General features: G+C 53.3%; 18 protein-coding genes. 9 read left to right on the forward strand and 9 right to left on the reverse strand.

Annotated elements, in window-relative coordinates; genetic code table 11:
- Positions 1-39: 39 nt before the first annotated feature.
- Entirely contained in the window at positions 40-654 is a 615-nt protein-coding gene (locus tag GOW40_RS05355) for an isochorismatase family protein (RefSeq protein ID WP_170816914.1), read from the reverse strand.
- Between the two features lie 40 nt (positions 655-694).
- The gene (locus tag GOW40_RS05360; protein WP_171133885.1) at positions 695-1561 is read right to left on the reverse strand and encodes a pirin family protein; all 867 of its coding nucleotides are present in this window, start codon (positions 1559-1561) and stop codon (positions 695-697) included.
- Between the two features lie 111 nt (positions 1562-1672).
- Between GOW40_RS05360 and GOW40_RS05365 the strand changes: the two genes are divergently transcribed.
- A complete protein-coding gene (locus GOW40_RS05365) occupies positions 1673-2593 on the forward strand; it encodes a LysR substrate-binding domain-containing protein (RefSeq protein ID WP_217352232.1) in 921 nt (306 codons plus the stop codon).
- Between the two features lie 220 nt (positions 2594-2813).
- On the opposite strand, the gene GOW40_RS05370 is transcribed toward GOW40_RS05365, so the two are convergent.
- Positions 2814-4220 carry an adenylate/guanylate cyclase domain-containing protein gene (locus GOW40_RS05370; protein ID WP_171230896.1) on the reverse strand — a complete coding sequence of 469 codons (1407 nt, stop codon included), beginning with the start codon at positions 4218-4220 and terminating at the stop codon, positions 2814-2816.
- A gap of 136 nt (positions 4221-4356) precedes the next feature.
- On the opposite strand from GOW40_RS05370, the gene GOW40_RS05375 reads away from it, so the two are divergent.
- Together GOW40_RS05375 and GOW40_RS05380 are read left to right on the forward strand one after the other, a co-directional pair.
- Entirely contained in the window at positions 4357-5013 is a 657-nt protein-coding gene (locus GOW40_RS05375; protein WP_171133887.1) for a DUF924 family protein, read from the forward strand.
- 288 nt (positions 5014-5301) lie between these two features.
- Positions 5302-5955 (forward strand): pyridoxamine 5'-phosphate oxidase family protein, encoded by a 654-nt coding sequence (locus GOW40_RS05380; protein ID WP_171133888.1) that lies wholly within the window; start codon positions 5302-5304, stop codon positions 5953-5955.
- 668 nt (positions 5956-6623) lie between these two features.
- Here the strand turns inward: GOW40_RS05380 and GOW40_RS05385 are convergent.
- Both GOW40_RS05385 and GOW40_RS05390 read right to left on the reverse strand, forming a co-directional pair.
- Positions 6624-6977 (reverse strand): putative quinol monooxygenase, encoded by a 354-nt coding sequence (locus tag GOW40_RS05385; RefSeq protein ID WP_171133890.1) that lies wholly within the window; start codon positions 6975-6977, stop codon positions 6624-6626.
- A gap of 96 nt (positions 6978-7073) precedes the next feature.
- Complete coding sequence (locus GOW40_RS05390) at positions 7074-7835, reverse strand: IclR family transcriptional regulator (RefSeq protein WP_171133891.1); 762 nt, start codon at positions 7833-7835, stop codon at positions 7074-7076.
- A 70-nt stretch (positions 7836-7905) separates the two neighbouring features.
- Between GOW40_RS05390 and GOW40_RS05395 the strand changes: the two genes are divergently transcribed.
- The 4 genes from GOW40_RS05395 (at position 7906) to GOW40_RS05410 (ending at position 11569) form a co-directional block, all read left to right on the forward strand.
- Positions 7906-9261, forward strand: a complete 1356-nt coding sequence (locus tag GOW40_RS05395) for a selenium-binding family protein (RefSeq protein WP_171133892.1) — start codon at positions 7906-7908, stop codon at positions 9259-9261.
- Complete coding sequence (locus GOW40_RS05400) at positions 9258-9623, forward strand: 2Fe-2S iron-sulfur cluster-binding protein (protein ID WP_171133893.1); 366 nt, start codon at positions 9258-9260, stop codon at positions 9621-9623. Before GOW40_RS05395 ends, GOW40_RS05400 begins: the two co-directional genes overlap by 4 nt.
- Positions 9624-9626: 3 nt before the next feature.
- Positions 9627-10091, forward strand: a complete 465-nt coding sequence (locus tag GOW40_RS05405) for a CoA-binding protein (protein WP_171133894.1) — start codon at positions 9627-9629, stop codon at positions 10089-10091.
- A 530-nt stretch (positions 10092-10621) separates the two neighbouring features.
- A complete protein-coding gene (locus GOW40_RS05410; protein WP_254444267.1) occupies positions 10622-11569 on the forward strand; it encodes a DMT family transporter in 948 nt (315 codons plus the stop codon).
- 168 nt (positions 11570-11737) lie between these two features.
- Here the strand turns inward: GOW40_RS05410 and GOW40_RS05415 are convergent, their stop codons facing one another.
- The 3 genes from GOW40_RS05415 to GOW40_RS22155 all read right to left on the reverse strand — a co-directional run bounded on the left by GOW40_RS05415 (position 11738) and on the right by GOW40_RS22155 (position 16327).
- A complete protein-coding gene (locus tag GOW40_RS05415) occupies positions 11738-13630 on the reverse strand; it encodes a DUF3604 domain-containing protein (RefSeq protein WP_371731811.1) in 1893 nt (630 codons plus the stop codon).
- Between the two features lie 174 nt (positions 13631-13804).
- Positions 13805-15103 (reverse strand): TAXI family TRAP transporter solute-binding subunit, encoded by a 1299-nt coding sequence (locus GOW40_RS05420; protein ID WP_171133930.1) that lies wholly within the window; start codon positions 15101-15103, stop codon positions 13805-13807.
- A 648-nt stretch (positions 15104-15751) separates the two neighbouring features.
- Positions 15752-16327 (reverse strand): LysR family transcriptional regulator, encoded by a 576-nt coding sequence (locus GOW40_RS22155; RefSeq protein ID WP_254444270.1) that lies wholly within the window; start codon positions 16325-16327, stop codon positions 15752-15754.
- Between the two features lie 99 nt (positions 16328-16426).
- On the opposite strand from GOW40_RS22155, the gene glyA reads away from it, so the two are divergent.
- Together glyA and GOW40_RS05435 are read left to right on the forward strand one after the other, a co-directional pair.
- Positions 16427-17737: a serine hydroxymethyltransferase gene (gene glyA / locus GOW40_RS05430; RefSeq protein ID WP_171133929.1), complete on the forward strand. Its 1311-nt coding sequence runs from the start codon at positions 16427-16429 to the stop codon at positions 17735-17737.
- A gap of 301 nt (positions 17738-18038) precedes the next feature.
- Entirely contained in the window at positions 18039-18791 is a 753-nt protein-coding gene (locus tag GOW40_RS05435) for an inositol monophosphatase (protein WP_371731812.1), read from the forward strand.
- 6 nt (positions 18792-18797) lie between these two features.
- Here GOW40_RS05435 and GOW40_RS05440 read toward each other — a convergent pair whose 3' ends face one another.
- A complete protein-coding gene (locus GOW40_RS05440; protein ID WP_170637220.1) occupies positions 18798-19364 on the reverse strand; it encodes a histidine phosphatase family protein in 567 nt (188 codons plus the stop codon).
- Between the last annotated feature and the right edge of the window lies 1 nt (position 19365).

The following is a 19365-nucleotide window of genomic DNA, read 5'->3' on the forward strand; positions in this document are numbered from 1 at the left end:
GCTGCCAGCGTTGGGTTGTATGAGTTTCGCGGCGCATCGCTATACACTCGCCCGAACTTGGCCGACTAGGATCGACCAATCCATGCCCAAGGCGCTATAGACGTCACCGGCCTGCGCGTTCGCATTATCTGCAAGAATTTCGATCATCATGCTGGCACCATCCGCGATGACAACTCCGGCTTGTGTAAGCCGGTGCAAAGCCGTCTCACGTTTTGTCATGTTAAACGTCCCGCTGGCATCTACGGCGATGTAGGCTTCGAACCCTTCGCGCACGGCCCGCATCGCGGGAAACGCGGCGCAGACTTCCAGCGACAGCCCGGCGAAGATCAGTTTGCTTCGCCCGGTTGCGCGAATGGCCTCTTCCACCCGTGGATCGTCCCATGCGTTGACCGTTGTTCGGTCGATAAAGGTCTGATCTGGCAGGGCTTCCAGCAATTCCGGAATAGCAGGCCCCCATAAAGTCTCTGACGATGTCGTGGTCGTGACAATCGGCAGGCCGAGCGCCTTTGCGGCTTTGGCCAAACCGACGATGTTGTGTTTGAGGTCCGCGATAGAATAGTCACGGATGCCAGTCATCAGTCCCACCTGATTGTCGACAAATACAACGGCGGCATTGTCACGTGTAAGAGGTTCCGGGTTGTTCAGTTTCGTCACGGTCTTCTCCTTTTAAGGTTGTTGTTGGGTGGTGTTGGGTTCAGTCAATTGATCCAAGGCGACCGGCTCGGTAGTCAGCCTCGACAGCGTCAAGCTCTGCCGCGTTGCCCATGGCGAATGGACCCCGTTGAACAAAGGCTTGGCGCAGGGGGTGTCCTCGAAACAGGACGACATGAGCGCCCTCTTCGGAGGAAAATGAGATGTCCGCGGCCCCCGCAAATGCGATGGCTTTGTCAGGTTTCAGATCGGCAGACCCTGCGGTCCAGGTCACGGTGGAGGTACCGGTGATGGCCAAGACCCAGGCGTGTTGGTCGCTGTCGCTGCTGTGCGTGAACTGACCGCCGGGCTGCATGTTGATATCCAGGAGCGTCAGCGGAACGTCGGGCGCGACCCCACCCATGACACCGTTGCTGTCCCCAAGTATCAGCCGCGCGGTTGAGCGGTCGCCTGCAAGCTTTGGGATGTCCTTGGCTGCGAGGTGAAATGCAGATGGCGCGTCGTGCCGGTTCTCTCCGGGCAGGTTGACGAAGACCTGCAATGCGTGGGTTCTGGCATCGGGCCCCGGCGCTTCGTCATGCAGGGCGCCGCGCGCGGCCTTGAACCAATAGAGATCGCCAGGCGCCAGCTCGAGGTCATTGCCAAGGGAGTCGCGGTTGCGGAACGCGCCTTCGCTGTCCTCAAACATCACGGTCACAGCAGACAGGCCTGCGTGCGCGTGGGGCCCGAACGTGGGCTTTGTCGCGTAGAAGTGGTCCACCATGATCAGCGGATCCATCAGCCCCTGGAAGTCCGCGTGCTGGTAGCTTTGGGCCACAAAGCCATCGCCGATGGTGATCTTGCGACCGTCGCTTTGTGCATGTGTTTCACAGGGGGCGCCTGCGAGTGTGTCGATAAGTTGCTTGGTCATGTCAGTCTCTCGCTTCTGTTGAACTTAGAATATGAGCGAGACAATCAGCAGAAAATCGGTCAATATCAGGTCTTATCGTTCTACATTTGGAACAATAGGATGAGGCATAGCATGGACCTTAACGACGCCTTCTACTTTGTTCAGGTTGTTGAAAAGGGCGGATTTTCCGCCGCAGCCCGGTCGTTGAATATTCCCAAGTCCCGGCTCAGCCGCCGTGTGCGGCAGCTTGAGGAAGACCTTGGCGTGCGCCTTTTGCAGCGCACATCGCGCATCGTCACGACGACAGAGATCGGAGAAGACTACTACCGCCACGCGCAAAAGGCCCTCGCACAGTTCGAAGTCGCCGAAACCGCCGTCCGTCGCAAAACCAACAGGATCGAAGGCACTGTGAACGTGTCCTGTTCCGTGGGGATGGCGCAGTTCGGTCTGGACCAGATCTTACCGCGTTTTCTTCAGGACAATCCTGGGGTGACCGTTGTCCAGCGCGCCTCGAACCGGATGGAGGATTTGATCAAAGGGGGGATCGATATGGCGATCCGCGGACACATGGACACTCTGCCCGACTCGAGCCTCATCCAAGTGCGACTGGCACGGGTGGAATGGCACTTGTTCTGCTCGCCGGACTACCAGAGCGCACTCGATCCGTCCGATGATCCGACCGAGCTTGCAAATCACCCGGCCCTGGTTCTTGGCAGACCCGGAGCGACGCACCAATGGCTGCTGACCGATCGTGACGGGCAAAGCGCATCGATCCCCTGCAAGGTGCGCTTTGCAAGTGATGATATGTCAACGCTCAAAAACGCGGCGGCTTTGTCCTTGGGCGTCGTCGCCCTGCCTTCTTACGTATGTCAACGAGAGGTGGAAGCCGGATCACTTGTGCGCATATTGCCGGGTTGGACCGCGGGAACCCCACAAATCAGCCTCCTGATGCCTTCGCGGGAAGGATTGTTGCCTGCGTTTGAGGTGTTGCTTGATTTCTTGAAGCGTGAATTACCAACCGTTCTGGCCGGCGATGCACCAGCGGACACGTAACAGCGGCTCCAACGGGATTGAACTTCCCGCGTCCAGCTGTGGCATTTCACCTTCCTTTGCGGCTGAGCTTGGTAATTCTCGTTCAGAGAAGGAAAACAAGCAGACATTAGAGCGGGGAAGATCAATGGCAGTTTTGTCCCGCACAGCAGAAATTCGCCCAAACTCTGCGAGCGGCCGCTTCGAGCCCTAATCAGACGTTGAATTTAGAGAAATAGGAAAACTAGTTTTCGACCTTGAACAAAGGCCATTTGTCGGGGACACCCTTTAGTTGCCTTTCTCCGATTGGTTCAAACTGCAAGCCCGAACCCACGACTAGGCTTCTAACCACACCAGAAACCCATGTTTCACCTCCCGGTACGAACTCAAGAATTCGGGCGGCAATGGTAATTGCCAAACCAGAAACATCGTTGTCCCGTCTTAGGCACTCACCGGTATGGATACCGGCACGTACGACCAGACCAAGATCCGATGCCTTTGTTTTAATGTCGTTGGCACACGCAATCGCGCGGCTAGGGCCCGTGAAAGTTGCGAGTACCCCGTCACCCATAGTTTTAATCAGAGTGCCGTCGTACCGAGCAATCGCCCGAGCAGCTGCCGCTTCGTGCTCCTCAATAGTGTTTTTCCAGTTTTCGTCGCCAATGCGCGATGCGATAGCAGTTGACCCTTCGATATCGGTCATAAGGATTGTAGACAGGACACGGGTTTCCCTTGTCTCAGAGGTGGCATTACAGACGAAATCAGTGATTTGTCGAACAATACCGCTGGTATCCCCGATCCATGGAAGGTGATCTGAGTTATCAACGAATTCAAAGCGAGCATCTTTAATATTCTCGGCGAGGTATTTTCCGTCTTCTACAGAAACTGCGATATCCTTTTCAGGATGAAGGATCAGCGCAGGAGCTTCGATTGCTGGGAGGACCGACCTGTAATCGATTTCGTAGTTCAGACGCGTGATGGCAATGGCTGAACTCGGGCTTGCCGACTGTGTAAGTAGCTTGTTGAAAAACGCCTGTTCTTCTGGGTCGTCCTTAACGGAAGGGGCCGCCCACTCTAGCTCGTGACCGAGATCGCCCCAACTGGCTTCGAGTTGTTTGAGGTCATCCTCGAATTCCGCACGGCGTCGGCCTCGTGGCCAATCAGGTTTCCATGCGTCGCAGGGACGGCTGCCAATCATAACTATCGAGCTGACCATTTCCGGATAACAAGCTGCGAAGACGGCAGTCATGGCACCCCCTTCGCTTATTCCGAAAATTGCGGCCTTGGTGCTGCCAACAGCAGACATGACTGCTCGAATGTCTTCCGCGCGTTCTTCCAGCGTTGGCGCTCCAACGTTGCGATCCGACATACCGGTACCGCGTTTATCAAAGATGATGACTCGGCATTTCTCGGCTAATCCCTCAAGAAACTTTCGGTATCCGGGGTGTTCCCAAACGATCTCGATATTATGGAGCCAACCAGAGATGTAGATAAGATCAATGGGTCCGTCTCCAATTACTTGGTAGGCAATCGCAACATCGCCAGCGCGTGTAAACTTAGTAATTGGCTTAGCAAAAGGGACCATGGAGCATTCCGCAGGTGACACAAACCTAGTATTACTCAGTGCCGACGAATTCCAAAATTTTTTCATGATTCAGAATACGCGGAAATGAGTTAGTCGCAGAAGGAAAGCGTTAGCAGTGAGTTCCGCTGCACCAAAGAACTGGGTTTGTTTTTCAAAATCAGAATTTCGGACATAATCGGATTGTAGTTTACAGGATGGCAAGATGGACGATCTAGACTCTCGCGCGACCCAAGTTCTTGACCTATGGTTTCCCGATACGAAGCACTGGAACAGCCCCCAAACACACATGCAGTTCTGGGACGAACGCATGCAGGGTGGCATGGACGAAATAATCTGCAGCGAGTTTGCCGAATTGACCGAGGCCGCGGCTCGCGGCGAGTTGGATGGATGGTCCGAGACTGCCAGAGGCAGGATGGCGCTCATCTTGTTGCTGGATCAGTTCCCCCGCTCACTCTGGCGGGATACACCCGCCGCTTTTGGCCAAGACATCATGGCGTGCCGGCTATGTTTGGAGGGCATAACCAACGGGCACTATGCCGCGCTGTCGACGCCATGGGAGCAGATGTTCTATGTCATCGCAATTGGCCATTGTGAAGGGCCTGACCACCTTGACCGGATCGACTTGTGTATCCGTTTGGTCGATGGAATGACATCGCTGTGGCCGGAGGCCTTGGCGCCTTTGGCCGACGGTGCGAATGGGCAAAATAGAACTGTCCGCAGGGTGATAGAGCGGTTCGGGCGCCATCCGCACCGGAACAAGGTACTCGGTCGAACGTCTACCGCCGCGGAGGAAGTCTACATCGCCGCCGGTGATTTTCCTCACCAGCGCAAAGCTTCGGACGTGATATCGGACACCTGAAGGGACAATCGAAAGTGGTGCAGATCTAATGGCGGCTGTATTCGCGGAAAGGCATTAAGCAGAGAGCAACGAAGGACTGCGGTTAGCGAATGCTTTGTGACATAGTCTTTTGGGAGCTCTGTCATTATTTCATGCCATAACATGCCACCGTGTTAGAATTCATTGAACGTCCGCAGCGATCCCAAATTGACCGATCCTGCAAGTTGCCCCCGTGTCCGTTCGCATCGTAAGCTTTGCACCGAAACAAATCGTCCCGTCATTCTGATCTGAGCAGTATTTGGAGGTAAGATGCCCAAGAACAGCAAACTCAATACTGCGTTCCTAGTCCGTGATGAAACTGATCTGAGGACGCAGTTCTCTGAAACGCATGAAATCGCTATAAAAAAATGCTTGAAACATATCGATGAGCACGCGCGGAAGTTTATTGAAAGATCTCCATTTGTTTGTATCGGAACCCAATCACCGGATGGGTCTGCGGACGTAAGTCCTAGAGGTGATCCGTGCGGGTTTGTAAAGATATTGGATGACACGACCCTCTTGATCCCCGACAGACCGGGCAACAACCGTTTGGATACACTGTCAAATATTCTGACCAATTCCAAAGTCGGACTGCTATTCTTAGTGCCCGGATTCGATGACACTATGAGGGTAAATGGTCACGCGGAACTCACGCGTGATCCTGATTTGCTTTCCATGATGGCCGTAAATGAACGAGTTCCCAAAATTGCTATCGCGGTGCATGTCGATGAAGTCTTCATTCATTGCGCGAAAGCTCTTCGCCGATCAAAGCTTTGGGATGCCGATCGGCATCAGAACCGTGACGACGTACCGTCTCTAATGAAGATCATACTGGATCAAACATCTGGCGCACCGGCCGATCCCGAGGAACAACTTAGGTTGGACGAAAATCTGGAGCGAGAGTATCGCCAGACAATGTACTGACCAAGGTTAGTGGTGTATCTGCTGCCACAAGCGGTTACTTGTTGGACAAATCAGAAGGTCCACCCAATCACAATGCTGTCACTCGCTTTCGGACTCACAAACAAAGCCCGACGTTATACTGACGTGACTTGTATCGAGCAGAGCCCAATAACCGCTTTCAACTAAGATACCGTCTGGAAGCATCACGAAAGTCATCACACTGGCGCCGCGCTCGCCGAAGCTCTCTGACCTGTGGCACGCAGATACGCCTTTTCGCTGGTCATTTCACTTGAGCAGCCAAGTGCGTTCGATGTCGTGGTCGTCCCAGGTAAAGACACCCTGATCACCGGTAACGCGATAAGAGTGATTAGGCCTTTCGGGGTGAGTGCAGGAAATCTCCAAAGATACCGCCGCCGTACTAACGAGCATCATAGTGATTGCTGGAATTGTGATCAGCCGCAAGATTGACATGCGTAAATAGTGCATCTCTGTCCTTCCACCTTGCAAGATCCCTGGAACCGAAGGGACGTTGGTTGAATTGGCATTGGCCTGCGCTTTAAATGTCTGCTTAGTCCGCATAGCAGTCGTCCAACTTAATCGCAGCGAACCTCTTCTACGAGCCCAACGCGGACCAACACCAAAATCCATAATTTTCTGGCACCGGCGATAGCTTCAAACGTCGGTCAATTTTACCATAGTAGCAGGCTTGCTTTTTGCGCCACGAAACCTTTTGGCGTCGGAAAAAGCGAGCGCATCCTAGCAATAAGTTCGATCTCACCATCCAGCATCTTTCGGACAGTGTTTAGCCAGTTATTGAAGGTTTCAGATTCCCAATGATCCTGGACTGCGGCTTCGTTCCGGAACACTTCGTAGAAATAGAAACGATTTGGGTTTGTTTCATCCACCATAATATGAAACTGGAAAACTTCGGGTTCTTCACTGACAACATTTTGCGCTTGGAAGATGCTGGCGTCCAAAAAGGGCTGCCGATACTCAGGTTTTACGTTGATCACGAAGAACCCACCAAACATTGCATCGTCCATATTTGTCTCCCTCATTGACCTGAAAGCGGCGAAGGTCGCAAAACACACCTGTCCTGCTGGATGTTAAAAACCTAAAGCACTGCGATACCCATGAACCTAAGCGGATATCCTTTCTTCATCTGCTTCACCCCATCCTAGCGCGCGAGCAAGTTCGTGTGACATTGTGGTAAGTGTATGGCCAATCTTTTCTCGCTCGGAAGGTGTAAACACCCGAAGAGACGCCGTAGCGCCGATTGAAAGCGTCGCACCAACACCTGTCTTGGTCAGCGTTGTAGCGACAGAACTGATTCCGCGCTCGAGCTCTTCAACACATTCGGCATACCCTTTGGCTCGAATGACATCGAGTTCCGCGGCCAGATCCTTGGGGTCTGTAATCGTGTGATCTGTGTACTGCTTAAGCTGCCCATCCAATCGGTCTTGAGACAGCAGTTCAGGCGAAACGGCGGCGATTGCCTTGGCGCAAGAGCACGCGTGCATTGGTCGTTTGCCCATACCTGGATGAAGAAAAGACACGCCCGTCTGCGGTGTCTCCACATGAATAATCTCGACCCAATGGCCCCGTAGCCGAGACAAGAAAAATGCAGCGCCATAGTCATTCGCGGCGCCAGATAGGACAGGCGCAATCACTTGCAAAAGAGCGGGATCAGAGTGATCGCTCAACGTGATACGCTTTAGCCTATTCCCAATCGCAAACTCTCCGCGGGTTGGTGATTCAAGGAGGCCGGACGAAACAAGGTCTTGAACCAGCCTGTAGGCCGTCGGTTTAGGTATATCGGACTGGGCACAGATATCCGCTACGGACGCACGTCCTTTTTGACCTACGATTTCCAAAATCAGCGCTAATCGTTCGAGATGCATTTTTCTCACTTTATGATAACTAAATTTTCGATATACGATACAATTTAGGGAATCAAGGGAGGAGCACTCGATGGATGGACAATGCTGTGGACCGGGCTTCAGGAGTCCGCAAGAAGCCATCAAAGCCCCACGAGAAAAGCTACTCTACACGATCGCCATCTACACCGGGACAGGGATCCAGAAACCTGATTACCTTGCTACAGTGGATGTCGACCCTGACAGCCCGACCTATTCTCAGGTAATCCATCGGCTGGAAATGCCGGGGATTGGGGACGAGCTTCACCACATGGGGTGGAACGCCTGTTCGTCCTGTCACGACGACGGCTCGATGTCCCGCAAATACCTGATCCTGCCGGGCGTACGCTCTAACAACCTTCACATCGTTGATACAGCCACTGACCCGCGTGCGCCGCGGTTGCATAAGATCATCGACGGGGCCGAGATCAAGGCCAAGGCAGATTTATCGGGCCCGCATACGGTGCATTGTTTGGGCTCGGAAATCATCATTTCCTTCCTTGGAAACGCCAAGGGTGAGGCTCCTGGAGGCTATCTGCATCTCGACAAAGAGTTCAACATCGTCGGTCGCTGGGAAACCTCGATGGGAGATATCAAGTTTGGCTACGATTTCTGGTACCAACCGCGCCACAACGTGATGGTCAGTTCCGAATGGGCTGCGCCCAATACCTTCATGCCGGGCTTCGATCTGGAAGAAGTGGGACATCTGAAATATGGGCGGGAGCTGCATTTTTGGGATTTCGAAAAGCGCGAACCGGTCGAAAGCTTCTATTTGGGTGAGGACGGGCTGTTGCCACTGGAAGTCAAGTTCCACCATGACCCCGACAGCACGCATGGGTTCTGTGGCGCAGCTCTTTCGACCAATGTCATTCATTGGTGGCAAGACGATGCTAATAAGTGGCAGTGGGAAAAGATAATCGACGTAGAAAACGAGATGCATCCGGAATGGCCGATCCCGTTACCGGGGGTTATGTCGGCGATCCTGATCTCGATGGACGACAAATACTTGTATCTAAACAATTGGCTGCATGGAGATATGCGCCAGTATGACATCACCGATCCTCATAATCCCAAGCTGACTGGCCAAGTGTTTATGGGGGGGCTTTTGGGTAAAGCTCCAAGCGTAAATGGGGTTGAGGTCGCAGGTGGTCCGCAAATGTTCCAGCTCTCTCTCGACGGACGAAGGCTTTATGTCACGACCTCGCTGTTCTCGACTTGGGATAACCAGTTCTATCCTGAGATCCGCGAAAAGGGCGGGGTGATGGTGATGATCGATTGCGACCCTGAAAACGGTGGTATGAAGATCAACGAGGATTTCATTGTGGACTTTGGCAAAGAACCAAATGGTCCATCGCGCTGTCACGAGAGCCGGTATCCGGGCGGTGATTGCACAAGCGACATCTGGCTATGACTATGTATACCGTGACCATCGCGAACAGAGATGGAGCGCAATACTGTGTGGATGCGCGGCGTTCACTTCTGGAAACGCTGAGAGAACAGGGCGTCGACTTGCCTTTTGGGTGCAAGTATGGCGGCTGCATTACCTGCGCGGCAAAACTAAAGACTGGCGCGATCGATCAACGCCGACAGGTTGCGCTGAATAATCGGCAAATTGCTAACGGCTATGTAATCCTTTGCGTGGCACGTCCGACATCCGACATCACGCTTGAGATAGGGGTCGAAAGCCATGACAAGTTGTACCGCAATCCGTTTCTCGACCCACTCAAACCCCACGAACTCAAGGCTGACATTGCGACGCCGAAGGAAGGTTAACCGATGCCCGAAGCAGACATCGATCGCATCTACGATTACGACCCCAAGTACCTAGCCGACATCCTGCAATCGGTCAAAACCATTGCAATGGTGGGGGCCAGCGCGGACAAAACAAAATTCAGCTATGGCGTTCTGCGACAGCTCAGCGAAATCGGCTATGATATTCTACCGGTGAATCCTAACCCGAATGTTTCTGCAATTAGAGGACTCAAAGTATACCACTCGCTGGAAGAGATCGACAGACATGTTGATATGGTAGACGTCTTCCGCCCAAAAGAAGAGTTTTATGGCTTTGCCGAGAAGGCCATTGCAATCGGGGCAAAAGTTCTTTGGGGTCAGATCGGCGTGTACGACGACAAAGCAGCGCAACTCGCCGAAGCGGCGGGCCTTAAAGTCGTGATGAACCGATGCCCCAAGATTGAACTCTTCCGCCCTTTTTGGAAGCCGCGCCTGGACCTAAAGATATGATGAAATTCGATTGGTAGCGGCCTCCTCAGCATCCAATAAGGGTGCCAATTGAGATGTTATGCTTACGGAAGAGAAGACACGTAATCCTGCCCGCTTTTCGAAACCCGCGTTCTCTAAACCCAGGAATGGCCGTTTTGTTTATACAACCAACGACCACGTAGTCCGCGAACCAGATATTCAGGCTACGTCCCAGCGCCGCGCAGCGGCAAACGGCAGCTTTGTCCTGCATTGCGGTCGTTCGCGGCAACTTGCTTGAACGTCTACTTTGCGGACAAAGCCGTCATTCGCCTCACCTGCAATCTGGTCAGATCCGAATGTCAGCAAGGCGCAGAAACCGGACTTTGCAAAAGCTCACCAACTGTGCGGAACCGAACTTGAATCCGGGATATCATGCTGCCGCGCGGTTGGTTGAACCTGTAGGTCGAAACAGGTGTAAATTCGCATCCGACTTGATCCGGTTAATCACGAGACTTTTGCGTGGCGTCGTATTGAGAACAGACACGCGTTTGGCGACATTCCTAGATAGTGGGATGACTTCCGCTGAATCCTTGCCTCAATCTACGGATCGCACCCTTGCTGGCGTTGCGCTGATGCTTGGATTTTGCCTGACTGCTCCTTTGCTATATGTTGCTGCAAAACTCGCGTCGGCCAGCGTGCCAGTTGGGCAGATAACGGCTGCTCGCTTTGTAGTGCAGTGCGTGCTCATGGCTCCGTTTGTCTGGATAATGGGACTTTCACTTCGTGTGGCGCGCGGTGCGTTGTTGATACTTGTATTCCGATCTTTACTTTTACTGTTCGCCACCTTTTGCTTCATTGCGGCAATCCGAGTAATGCCACTTGCCGATGCGTTGGCAATTGTGTTTGTAGCCCCGTTTATCGTCCTATTGGTCGGCAAGTTTCATCTTGGTGAAGACGTCGGCCCTCGTCGTGTCGGGGCAGCTCTTGTGGGGTTTGTTGGTGTATTATTCGTCATCCAACCTAGTTTCGCGGCCTTCGGTGCGGTTGCATTAATTCCGCTAGGTACGGCATGCGCTTTCGCTTTCTACATTCTTGTGACGCGGGGATTGTCGCGACGGATGCACCCCGTGGCTCTACAATTCCACACTGGCCTGATTGCCAGTTTGTTTTGTGTTCCTACCTTAGTAGTCGCGCAGGGTTCTGGCTCCGAGCTTTTCGATCCTGTTTGGCCGACAGAAATCGCGTTTCTGTGGCTTTTCGGGGCAGGTTTTTTTGCCACTGTGAGCCACATGATGATGACATATGCGCTTTCCTTTGCCCCTTCTGCTACACTGGCCCCACTTCAGTACTTTGAGCTGCCGGTAGCGACCTTGTTTGGCTATCTTGTCTTCAGCGACTTCCCTAACGCTCTCAGCCTTTTTGGTATTGGCATCATCATCGGTGCAGGGCTGTACATGATACATAGAGAAAGGGTGGCAGCCAGACAGTTGGCCGCAGAGCGCCCAGCACCTCCAATCTAAGTCTAAATGCGGACATCGATGACATGTGTTGCGCTTGTTTGTTTCTGCCCGGCACTCGGATCGGGAATGTCCTCTTCGGGATGCCGCTAACTGCTCATCAATAGCGCAGAAAACGGCAGGAGAGAGCCCAGAGCAGACTAAATGAGTTTTAGTCCAACCCAAGATCACTCATCCCTGAGGTGAGTACCAGATTGGCGACGTATAGGCCCTTTCTTGTATCGACAGAGGGGCTTCTTCAGGGATTTTTGCCCCGAAAACCTTGGCATCATAGGTTGTCCACCGCGGGGTCGGTATTGCCAACACTCTGACGTAATAGAACGCGCTTTGCGTCGGGTCGTAGTTCGGGTCTTCCCAATATCCGGCGAGAATTGCCTGGCCGATGTCATTTGTCCAAGACGCGTTTTCTACATCCACCGTATTGCCGACCGGGCCGTTACACGCCGCGTTTACAAGTTCACGCCCGCCACAAGCAACGTCATAAACACGTTCCGACGTTGTGCCGTCACTGCTCAGCCAGCCTTTGACAATCTGAATACGATCGAGGTTGGCCCCATCGGGGTCACGGAGCGCACGGATGAGAAAGCGCGGAGACCGACCGTCACTATCCGCTGGCAAATCCGCCCCCATCGGGACGCCATTTTCATATCCATACGCGGCAAAATCCGCGCGTGGCAGGTCGGCTACGTCGAATTCATATCCGGCGAAAACGCGAACACGTATGTGCGGCCCAGTGGTGGCATAGACTTCTTTCCGAGCAAACGCATCCCAAATGGCCTCGCGGGTGTTTTCCCTTGCCCAAACGGCCGCCAAACCCGACGCCGAAGTCTGCCATGCATATTGGGCAACACTCTCGTCACCACCAATGCCGCCGACGACTTCTTCAAATCGGATCGGGTCAGCAGTAGGTTCAACAGCTGCGACTTTCCCGAAGAAATTGTCCTCGCCAACCGTGGACAGCGATGTATGAGCATCGGTTGAACCGATCACGCCAAATTTGAAAGGGTTTGTCCCTGTTTCCGCCTCGTATCCAAGCCCCCGCCGCAATGCTGCCCGCGCATACTCGCGTGGAAGCATCTCCGGTGTCTTGGGTTCTGGTCCAAGTTGTCCTTTGTCCCACGTTTCGAAGTCAGCAAATTCATCGTCTGGTGAAAGCATGGGATGCGCTTCGCCGTCACCTTTCATTTGCGTGATTTCGTAGATCGGTTCCCACTTGGCACGTTGTTTGAAATACTCAACATCGAACGGTTCGCCTGACAAGCGCACTTCGTCAAACATCAAACCGTTGGACAAATTGCCATTGTGCGGGATCGCAAGCAGCTTTTGGCCTGTTGTTTCTTCGGCTTGTTCCATCCATGCCCAAAGGTCTTCGGGGTCGAAGCTATCAAAGTTCGAGAAAGGGATGATCTTGTCAGCGCCCTCTTTGCCACCGTTGAATATGACGTTCCTGTGCAGGTTGTTCCGCTGTGGGTTTGAGGTCCACTCGAACCCGATAAGCGCAGTAAACAAACCCGGTTGATTGTTTGCCTCAGCGGCAGAGGTAATGTTGCTCCATGCTGTTTGGTAAATCTCCCGATAATCCGCCAATGGGTCTGTGCCAGTGGACTTGGCTTGGCTCCAAATCGACCATGCGCCAACGGGATCGCCGGCCTCGACAGCCGCGTTCAGTTGCTGGCCAAACTCCGTGGAGAGCAGCGTGGCGTCTTTGGCTGAGAGCAGCGGCGCAAGACCAAGATTCTCGGCGTGATCGGCAATAACCAGAAAATCCAAGGGTCGGCGCAACCTCGCTTCGACACCGGTGCTGGATGTAACGACTTCGCCTTTGGCAAACCTGTACGCTTCATCAGGGCCAAGTACATTCCCGATCATACCGGCATCGGCAGAGTATGATGTATGCAAATGGGTGTCGCCGAAAAAGACCTGATTAGGGAAGTCTTGTTGTGGGTAGGGGGAATACTCTCTTTCTCCGGGTTGAGTGCTTGGGACGTCCTCGGCAAACGCGGCAGCAGTAAACGCAACAGTCAAAATAGATGCTAAACGGAACATTTCGTAACCTCTTACCATGTTCAGAGTTTACAACACTCAATACAGTAAATATTCCGCATAGTCTGAACTATGTTCGCTCAGCATGGCTGCTGCCAAAGAAAACTCTACTAACGATGGCTGCTAGCCCAAAGCACTGTTCACGCAATAACTAGAGCACACGACTGTACTGAAGTCTCAAATCAAAATGGTCTTCTAAGTTGGTTTGCTAGAGAAACTCGAGGTTCCATCAATTTTGGCAGTTCGACGACGCGCAATCTCCTGTCGAATTAAATCTATGTGTAAACGTGCATCATATGCTCCCTGGCGGTATGCGAGCGGTAGATTCAGATTTGCAAGGGCCGTATCTACTTCTTCGATATCTTTGGCGACTTCCTCTACTTCAGTTGAGGTCTGTGCCCTGCTGAGTTCCTCCTCAAGCGCAGCGATGCGCTGATAAAAACGCCAGACGCGGCGCTTTTGAAACCACACGTAACCGGACGGGACGATCCGCAGAAACGGTACCAAGAACAATAAAGGCAACAGCAATAACAATACGCTGCCAAACTGCGCCGCGATCCAATATGGCAAGACGCCGTGCAAAAAGTTTGGCCCAGAGTTTATTAGCTCTGTGGCAATATTGTTTAATGGCACAGGCGGCGAAGCCGTGTTTGGATACTCGCGCGCACTTTGCAAAATATTAGGTTCGCCATGAATGTTCTTTGCTGCATTCACTAACCTATCGGTTACCGCAGGGTGCAGATCGGATGCGGCAATAAGTGAAGCTCGCAATGCTAAGATCTTAACATCCTCTGGTGGTCTCGGAGGGTCGAGTGTGATTGATCCTGCTGGTACAGTTACCGAATTCGCTCCTGAAAGTTTCAATGCAAGGGCGTCGACCAAAGCCATAGGGACGAAAATGATTTCTGGATCAAAGATTGCATCCATAAGGTAAGGTGCATCGAGTGGAGCGACAAACAACGCTGCATCAGCTTCGTTGGCATATAACGCCTTTATCGCATCATTGCCCCCAACATTGACGAGGTCTATGCCGACATTTTGCAACCCAGCGGCTTCAATTAGCGCTAAAGCGGCGGCACGAGTACCGGACGCCTTGGTTCCTGCAGCTAAGCGAATGTCTCCCCATTCTCCTGCATTGGCCCCGACTGGACTAGACTTTCCGCGGAACACCACCATGGGTTCAAGAAAAATAGCACCCAAAGACTGTAAGTTTTCGTCCTGAGGTATTTCCAGACCACCCTGAACGAATGCGGCATCCACTTCGCCAGAAACAAGTTTTTGAATGTTCTCAACGGACCCCTCGGTTCCAACTAAAACTACCTGAATGCCGTCACGTGCAAGTTCTGCTTTGTAGAGCTGTCCAACTTGCCAATATCCGCCGCCGCTTATGCCAGCAGCCAGTTTAATACTGTTGGGCGGTTTCAAGCCAAAGATCAGAAAAACAAGCAACCCGATAAACATAATCGGAAAGAGAATGAAAAGAGCTAAGCGCATTTATTCTCACATTCAGATGATCGGAACCGATAATTCGTTCTCATTTGATAGCAGTCTTTTTACCAACGAGAAACCGATCACAGTTGGTAGCACTCGAAAGTTCGCGTTCTTCCGTTTAAGTATCCCTTAAGATTAAGTTGGTAGCGCAAAAAACCAAGAGTGCTTGAACGAGGTTGAAATCAAAAACTGGCCGTCTCAGCAACGGTTTATCTTATTAAAAATTGAAACTTAGTTTTGTCTTTGTCGTCGGCTTCGTCCGCAAAGTAGACGTTCAAGCAAGTTGCAGCAAACGACCCCTTGAGCCCAAAGCGGACATATTCGCCGTCTCAACAAGTCTCATCCGTCAGGGTGCCGTCCTTCCTCTCGAAGTAGACTAACGACCTCGTCGATCCCAGGATGGCGTCTAGATCTATGTGGAAGCTCGAGAGCCAACACCCGACCAGTTTTGATGTTTTCGGATGAAACCTTCGTGAGCTGCCCTGACCGAAGCGCCTGCTCGAACAGGCAACTATGTCCCATAAGCACGCCTGCCCCAGACTTCGCTTCTTCCAAGGCAAGGGCATAGAGCGAGTATCGCGGCCCTCTTTGGGGATCACCAACTGAAACACCCGTCGCCTCTGACCACATGGACCAGTCTTCTTGCCACGTCTAGTCGTGCAGCAACTGTGCGGCCTCGAGATCGAGATCATCTGCCATCTTCGGTGAACAAACGGGGAGGATTTCGTCTTCCGCAAGCACGATCTGATCCGATGTCTCAGCCTGGACGGAAAAGAACACCGAAAGATCAAATAGTTCTCTCGACAGGCTCGGAGGGTTCTCCATCGCGGTTACAGAGACATTCAGATCGGGGCGCTTCTCGCGCAGTTTTCCCAAGCGCGCCGGTAGCCAAAGCTGCGCAATTGAGGGCAAAGCGGCTATGTGAATCTCAGGGTTCGGCGCCAGATTTCGCAAACTTTGCGTAGCCGCCGCGAGGAGATCAAAGGCATTTGTGAACTCTCCTGCCAGCTTGCGACCAGAGGAGGACAAAGAGACGCCGTGGGCGCTTCTTTCAAACAGGGTTGTTCCAGCCCAAGCCTCTAAAGCTTTTATATGTTGAGATACCGCACCGGCCGTGACGCCCAACTCCTCTGCCGCAGTAACAAAACTTTCCAGCCTTGCCGCAGCCTCGAAAGCGCGCAGAGCATTAAGGGGTGGACCCTTGGGGCGACGTGGTAGGACCGCCATAAACCTAAGCCTTAGTTTTTCTACGCCAAGAAATAGCAAAACTGGTTTGCGTTGTCATGCGATCTGTCCAATCTGTGTGCAGCCAAGGAGGGAAATGCGATGACCATAGAAATGAGAAACTGGGTGCCGGCCGACAGCGAAGCACTGGTCCAGAAGATCGCGACCGACACATCACGCACCTCATCCAAGGCGCTGCTGGACCGCATTGAGCATTTAGCCATCCGAAACCGGGAAATCCACGAGCAAGAATGCTTCAACCTAAATCCTGCAACCAATGTGATGAACCCGAGAGCTGAAGCATTACTGTCTTCAGGAATTGGGTCTCGCCCGTCGCTTGGATACCCGGGCGATAAATATGAGATGGGTCTTGAAGCCATCGAAGAGATCGAAGTTATCTCCACTGAGCTCTGCGCGGAAGTTTTCGACGCGAAATTCGCAGAAATCCGCGTGCCTTCTGGCGCGATTGCGAACCTCTATGGCTTCATGGCCACCTGTAAAGCCGGCGATACGATCATTGCGCCTCCTGCATCGATCGGAGGGCATGTAACACATCACATCGCAGGATGCGCTGGGTTGTTTGGTTTGCGTACACTAGATGCACCAACCGATGCCGATGGCTACACCGTCGATCTTGACGAGTTGCGCGCGCTTGCGCGAAGGGAGCGTCCCAAATTGATCACGGTCGGCGGCAGCCTCAACCTTTTTGAGCACCCGGTAACAGAAGTACGCGCGATTGCAGATGAAGTAGGTGCCAAGGTCATGTTTGACGCCGCGCACCAATGCGGGATCATCGCAGGAAAAGCCTGGCGTAGCCCGTTGGTCGAGGGTGCGCATTTCATGACCATGAGCACGTATAAGAGCCTTGGCGGCCCTGCAGGCGGTCTAATCGTTACAAACGATGCTGAGATCGCAAAGGCTCTGGATGCCATTGCATTCCCTGGTATGACAGCAAACTTCGATGCCGCAAAGTCAGCTGCTCTTGCTGTGACGATGCTTGATTGGCGCGACTATGGACGAGACTACGCTGCCGAGATGATCTCCATGTCCCGCGCGTTGGCCCAGAGCCTCGACGCTCAAGGTGTTCCAGTTTTTGCCGGGCGCGAGGGCTTCACAGCCTCTCATCAATTCGCGGTTCTGGCTGAACGCTTTGGCGGTGGACAGGCTGCATCCAAGACCCTGCGCAATGCCGGCTTCCTGGCTTGCGGCATTGGTCTGCCTGTGCCTGAAGTCGAAGGTGACATGAATGGCCTGCGTATAGGTACACCCGAGTTGGTGAGATGGGGCATGACGTCTGATCACGCCGGCAGACTGGCTTCTCTAATTGCGCGGGGCCTGAAGGGCGACGATATTGCTGCCGAAGTGGCTGACTGGCGACGCGACTTTGCGAGTCTGCACTTCGTTCATGGCTAAAATTGCTGGAGTTTGCCACTAGAGGATGGATGTCCGTTTCGTCCGCAAAGTAGACGTTCAAGCAAGTTGCCGCGAACGACCGCAATGCGGACGAAGCAGTCATAGGTCCGCTGTCCACCATTAGTTTTGGACTTCATTTCGTTGTCGTAATTTGTATCTGAAGAAATCGACGAAACGGGTTTTAATCTTGCTTGGTGGTGCTGACCCCCGGCACCGCCTATTGTTCATAATCAGAAACAGATTTTAACGGCAGGAGAATCGAGTGCAAAGCATCTCTGATCGAAGTTTGTTCGCCACCAAAGTGGCTGAAGAAGCAGGCGCGTTGGCTATAAGATATTTTGGCAATAGAGACACTCTGGTGGTGGATGCAAAGGGTGCTCAGGATTGGGTTAGCGAAGCCGACCGGAATGTCGAGACGTATGTTCGCGAAAAAATATCCGAGGCCTATCCCGATGATGGAATCTTCGGAGAGGAACACGCTGCGAAATTAGGGTCCAGCGGGTTTGACTGGGTGATCGACCCAATCGACGGCACCACGAACTTCGTAAACGGCATTCCGGCGTGGACGATCGTTCTGGCGGTTGTTTCAGAGGGACAAACACAAATCGGTGTCATTCACGAGCCGAACGTGGCTGAGACCTTTGCCGCCATGCGCGGGGCGGGAGCAACGCTCAACGGGCAGCCAATGCAGGTCGCATCAGGCGTCGATATGGCAAGCGGGACCGTCTCGGTCGGATATTCGAACCGCATCGAAGCGGCAAAGGTGATCCCAATCATTTCTGCCATCATCGAACGCGGGGCCATGTATCATCGCAATGCAAGCGGCGCGCTGTCGCTTGCCTATGTCGCGGCAGGCCGGCTGTTGGGGTACGTCGAAGAGCATATGAACGCGTGGGACTGTCTTGCCGGTCAGCTGTTGATCGCAGAGGCCGGTGGTGTCGTCGAAGAACAGGACGCCAATGAAATGATCCGCGATGGTGGCCGCGTCATTGCCGGTACGCCAAAGATCTTTGATGATCTCAAAGCAATTTGCGAGAAGGCATGGCACGTCTGATTTTCGTCAGGCGATAGCCCACCAGCCGGGGCTACAGCACAGCGTGTCCAAATCAGCGCTCCAGAAATGCCCCTGCCCAGGCTGGTCGTGCTGGCGATCAATCCGCACTCCGGAGAGATGACACCATAGCAGCGTCCCAACCGCGCCGTGGGTTACGATGGCAAGATCACCACCATCGTGCGCGTCCATGATTGACGTGACTGCCCCGACAATCCGGGCCTGAGCATCTGTCGCGGTTTCCCAGCCGCGAAAGCTCACGTCGGGTGCAGCGAAGAATGCATCGGCGGCGGCTTCGAACTGGTGCGGTGGCAGGAAACCGGTGGCACTGCGGTCATTTTCGCCCAGCGCCGGGTTTAACTTCACCTCAAGGCCGTGCGGTTTGGCCAGGATCGCAGCTGTCTGTTCTGCCTTGCGTTCGGTGCTGGACCAGATGGCGCTGACCGAGGCCATGATCGGCGCATTTGCAAATGCTTCGGCCCGGGTGCGGCCCACCTCACTCAGTTCCCATTTGGTGATTGCGATCTCTGGGTTCACGACCACTTCCGGGTGCGAAATGATAACGAGTTTCGGCAAT

This window comes from Ruegeria sp. HKCCA6707 (genome assembly GCF_013033515.1).
Lineage (GTDB): Bacteria > Pseudomonadota > Alphaproteobacteria > Rhodobacterales > Rhodobacteraceae > Ruegeria.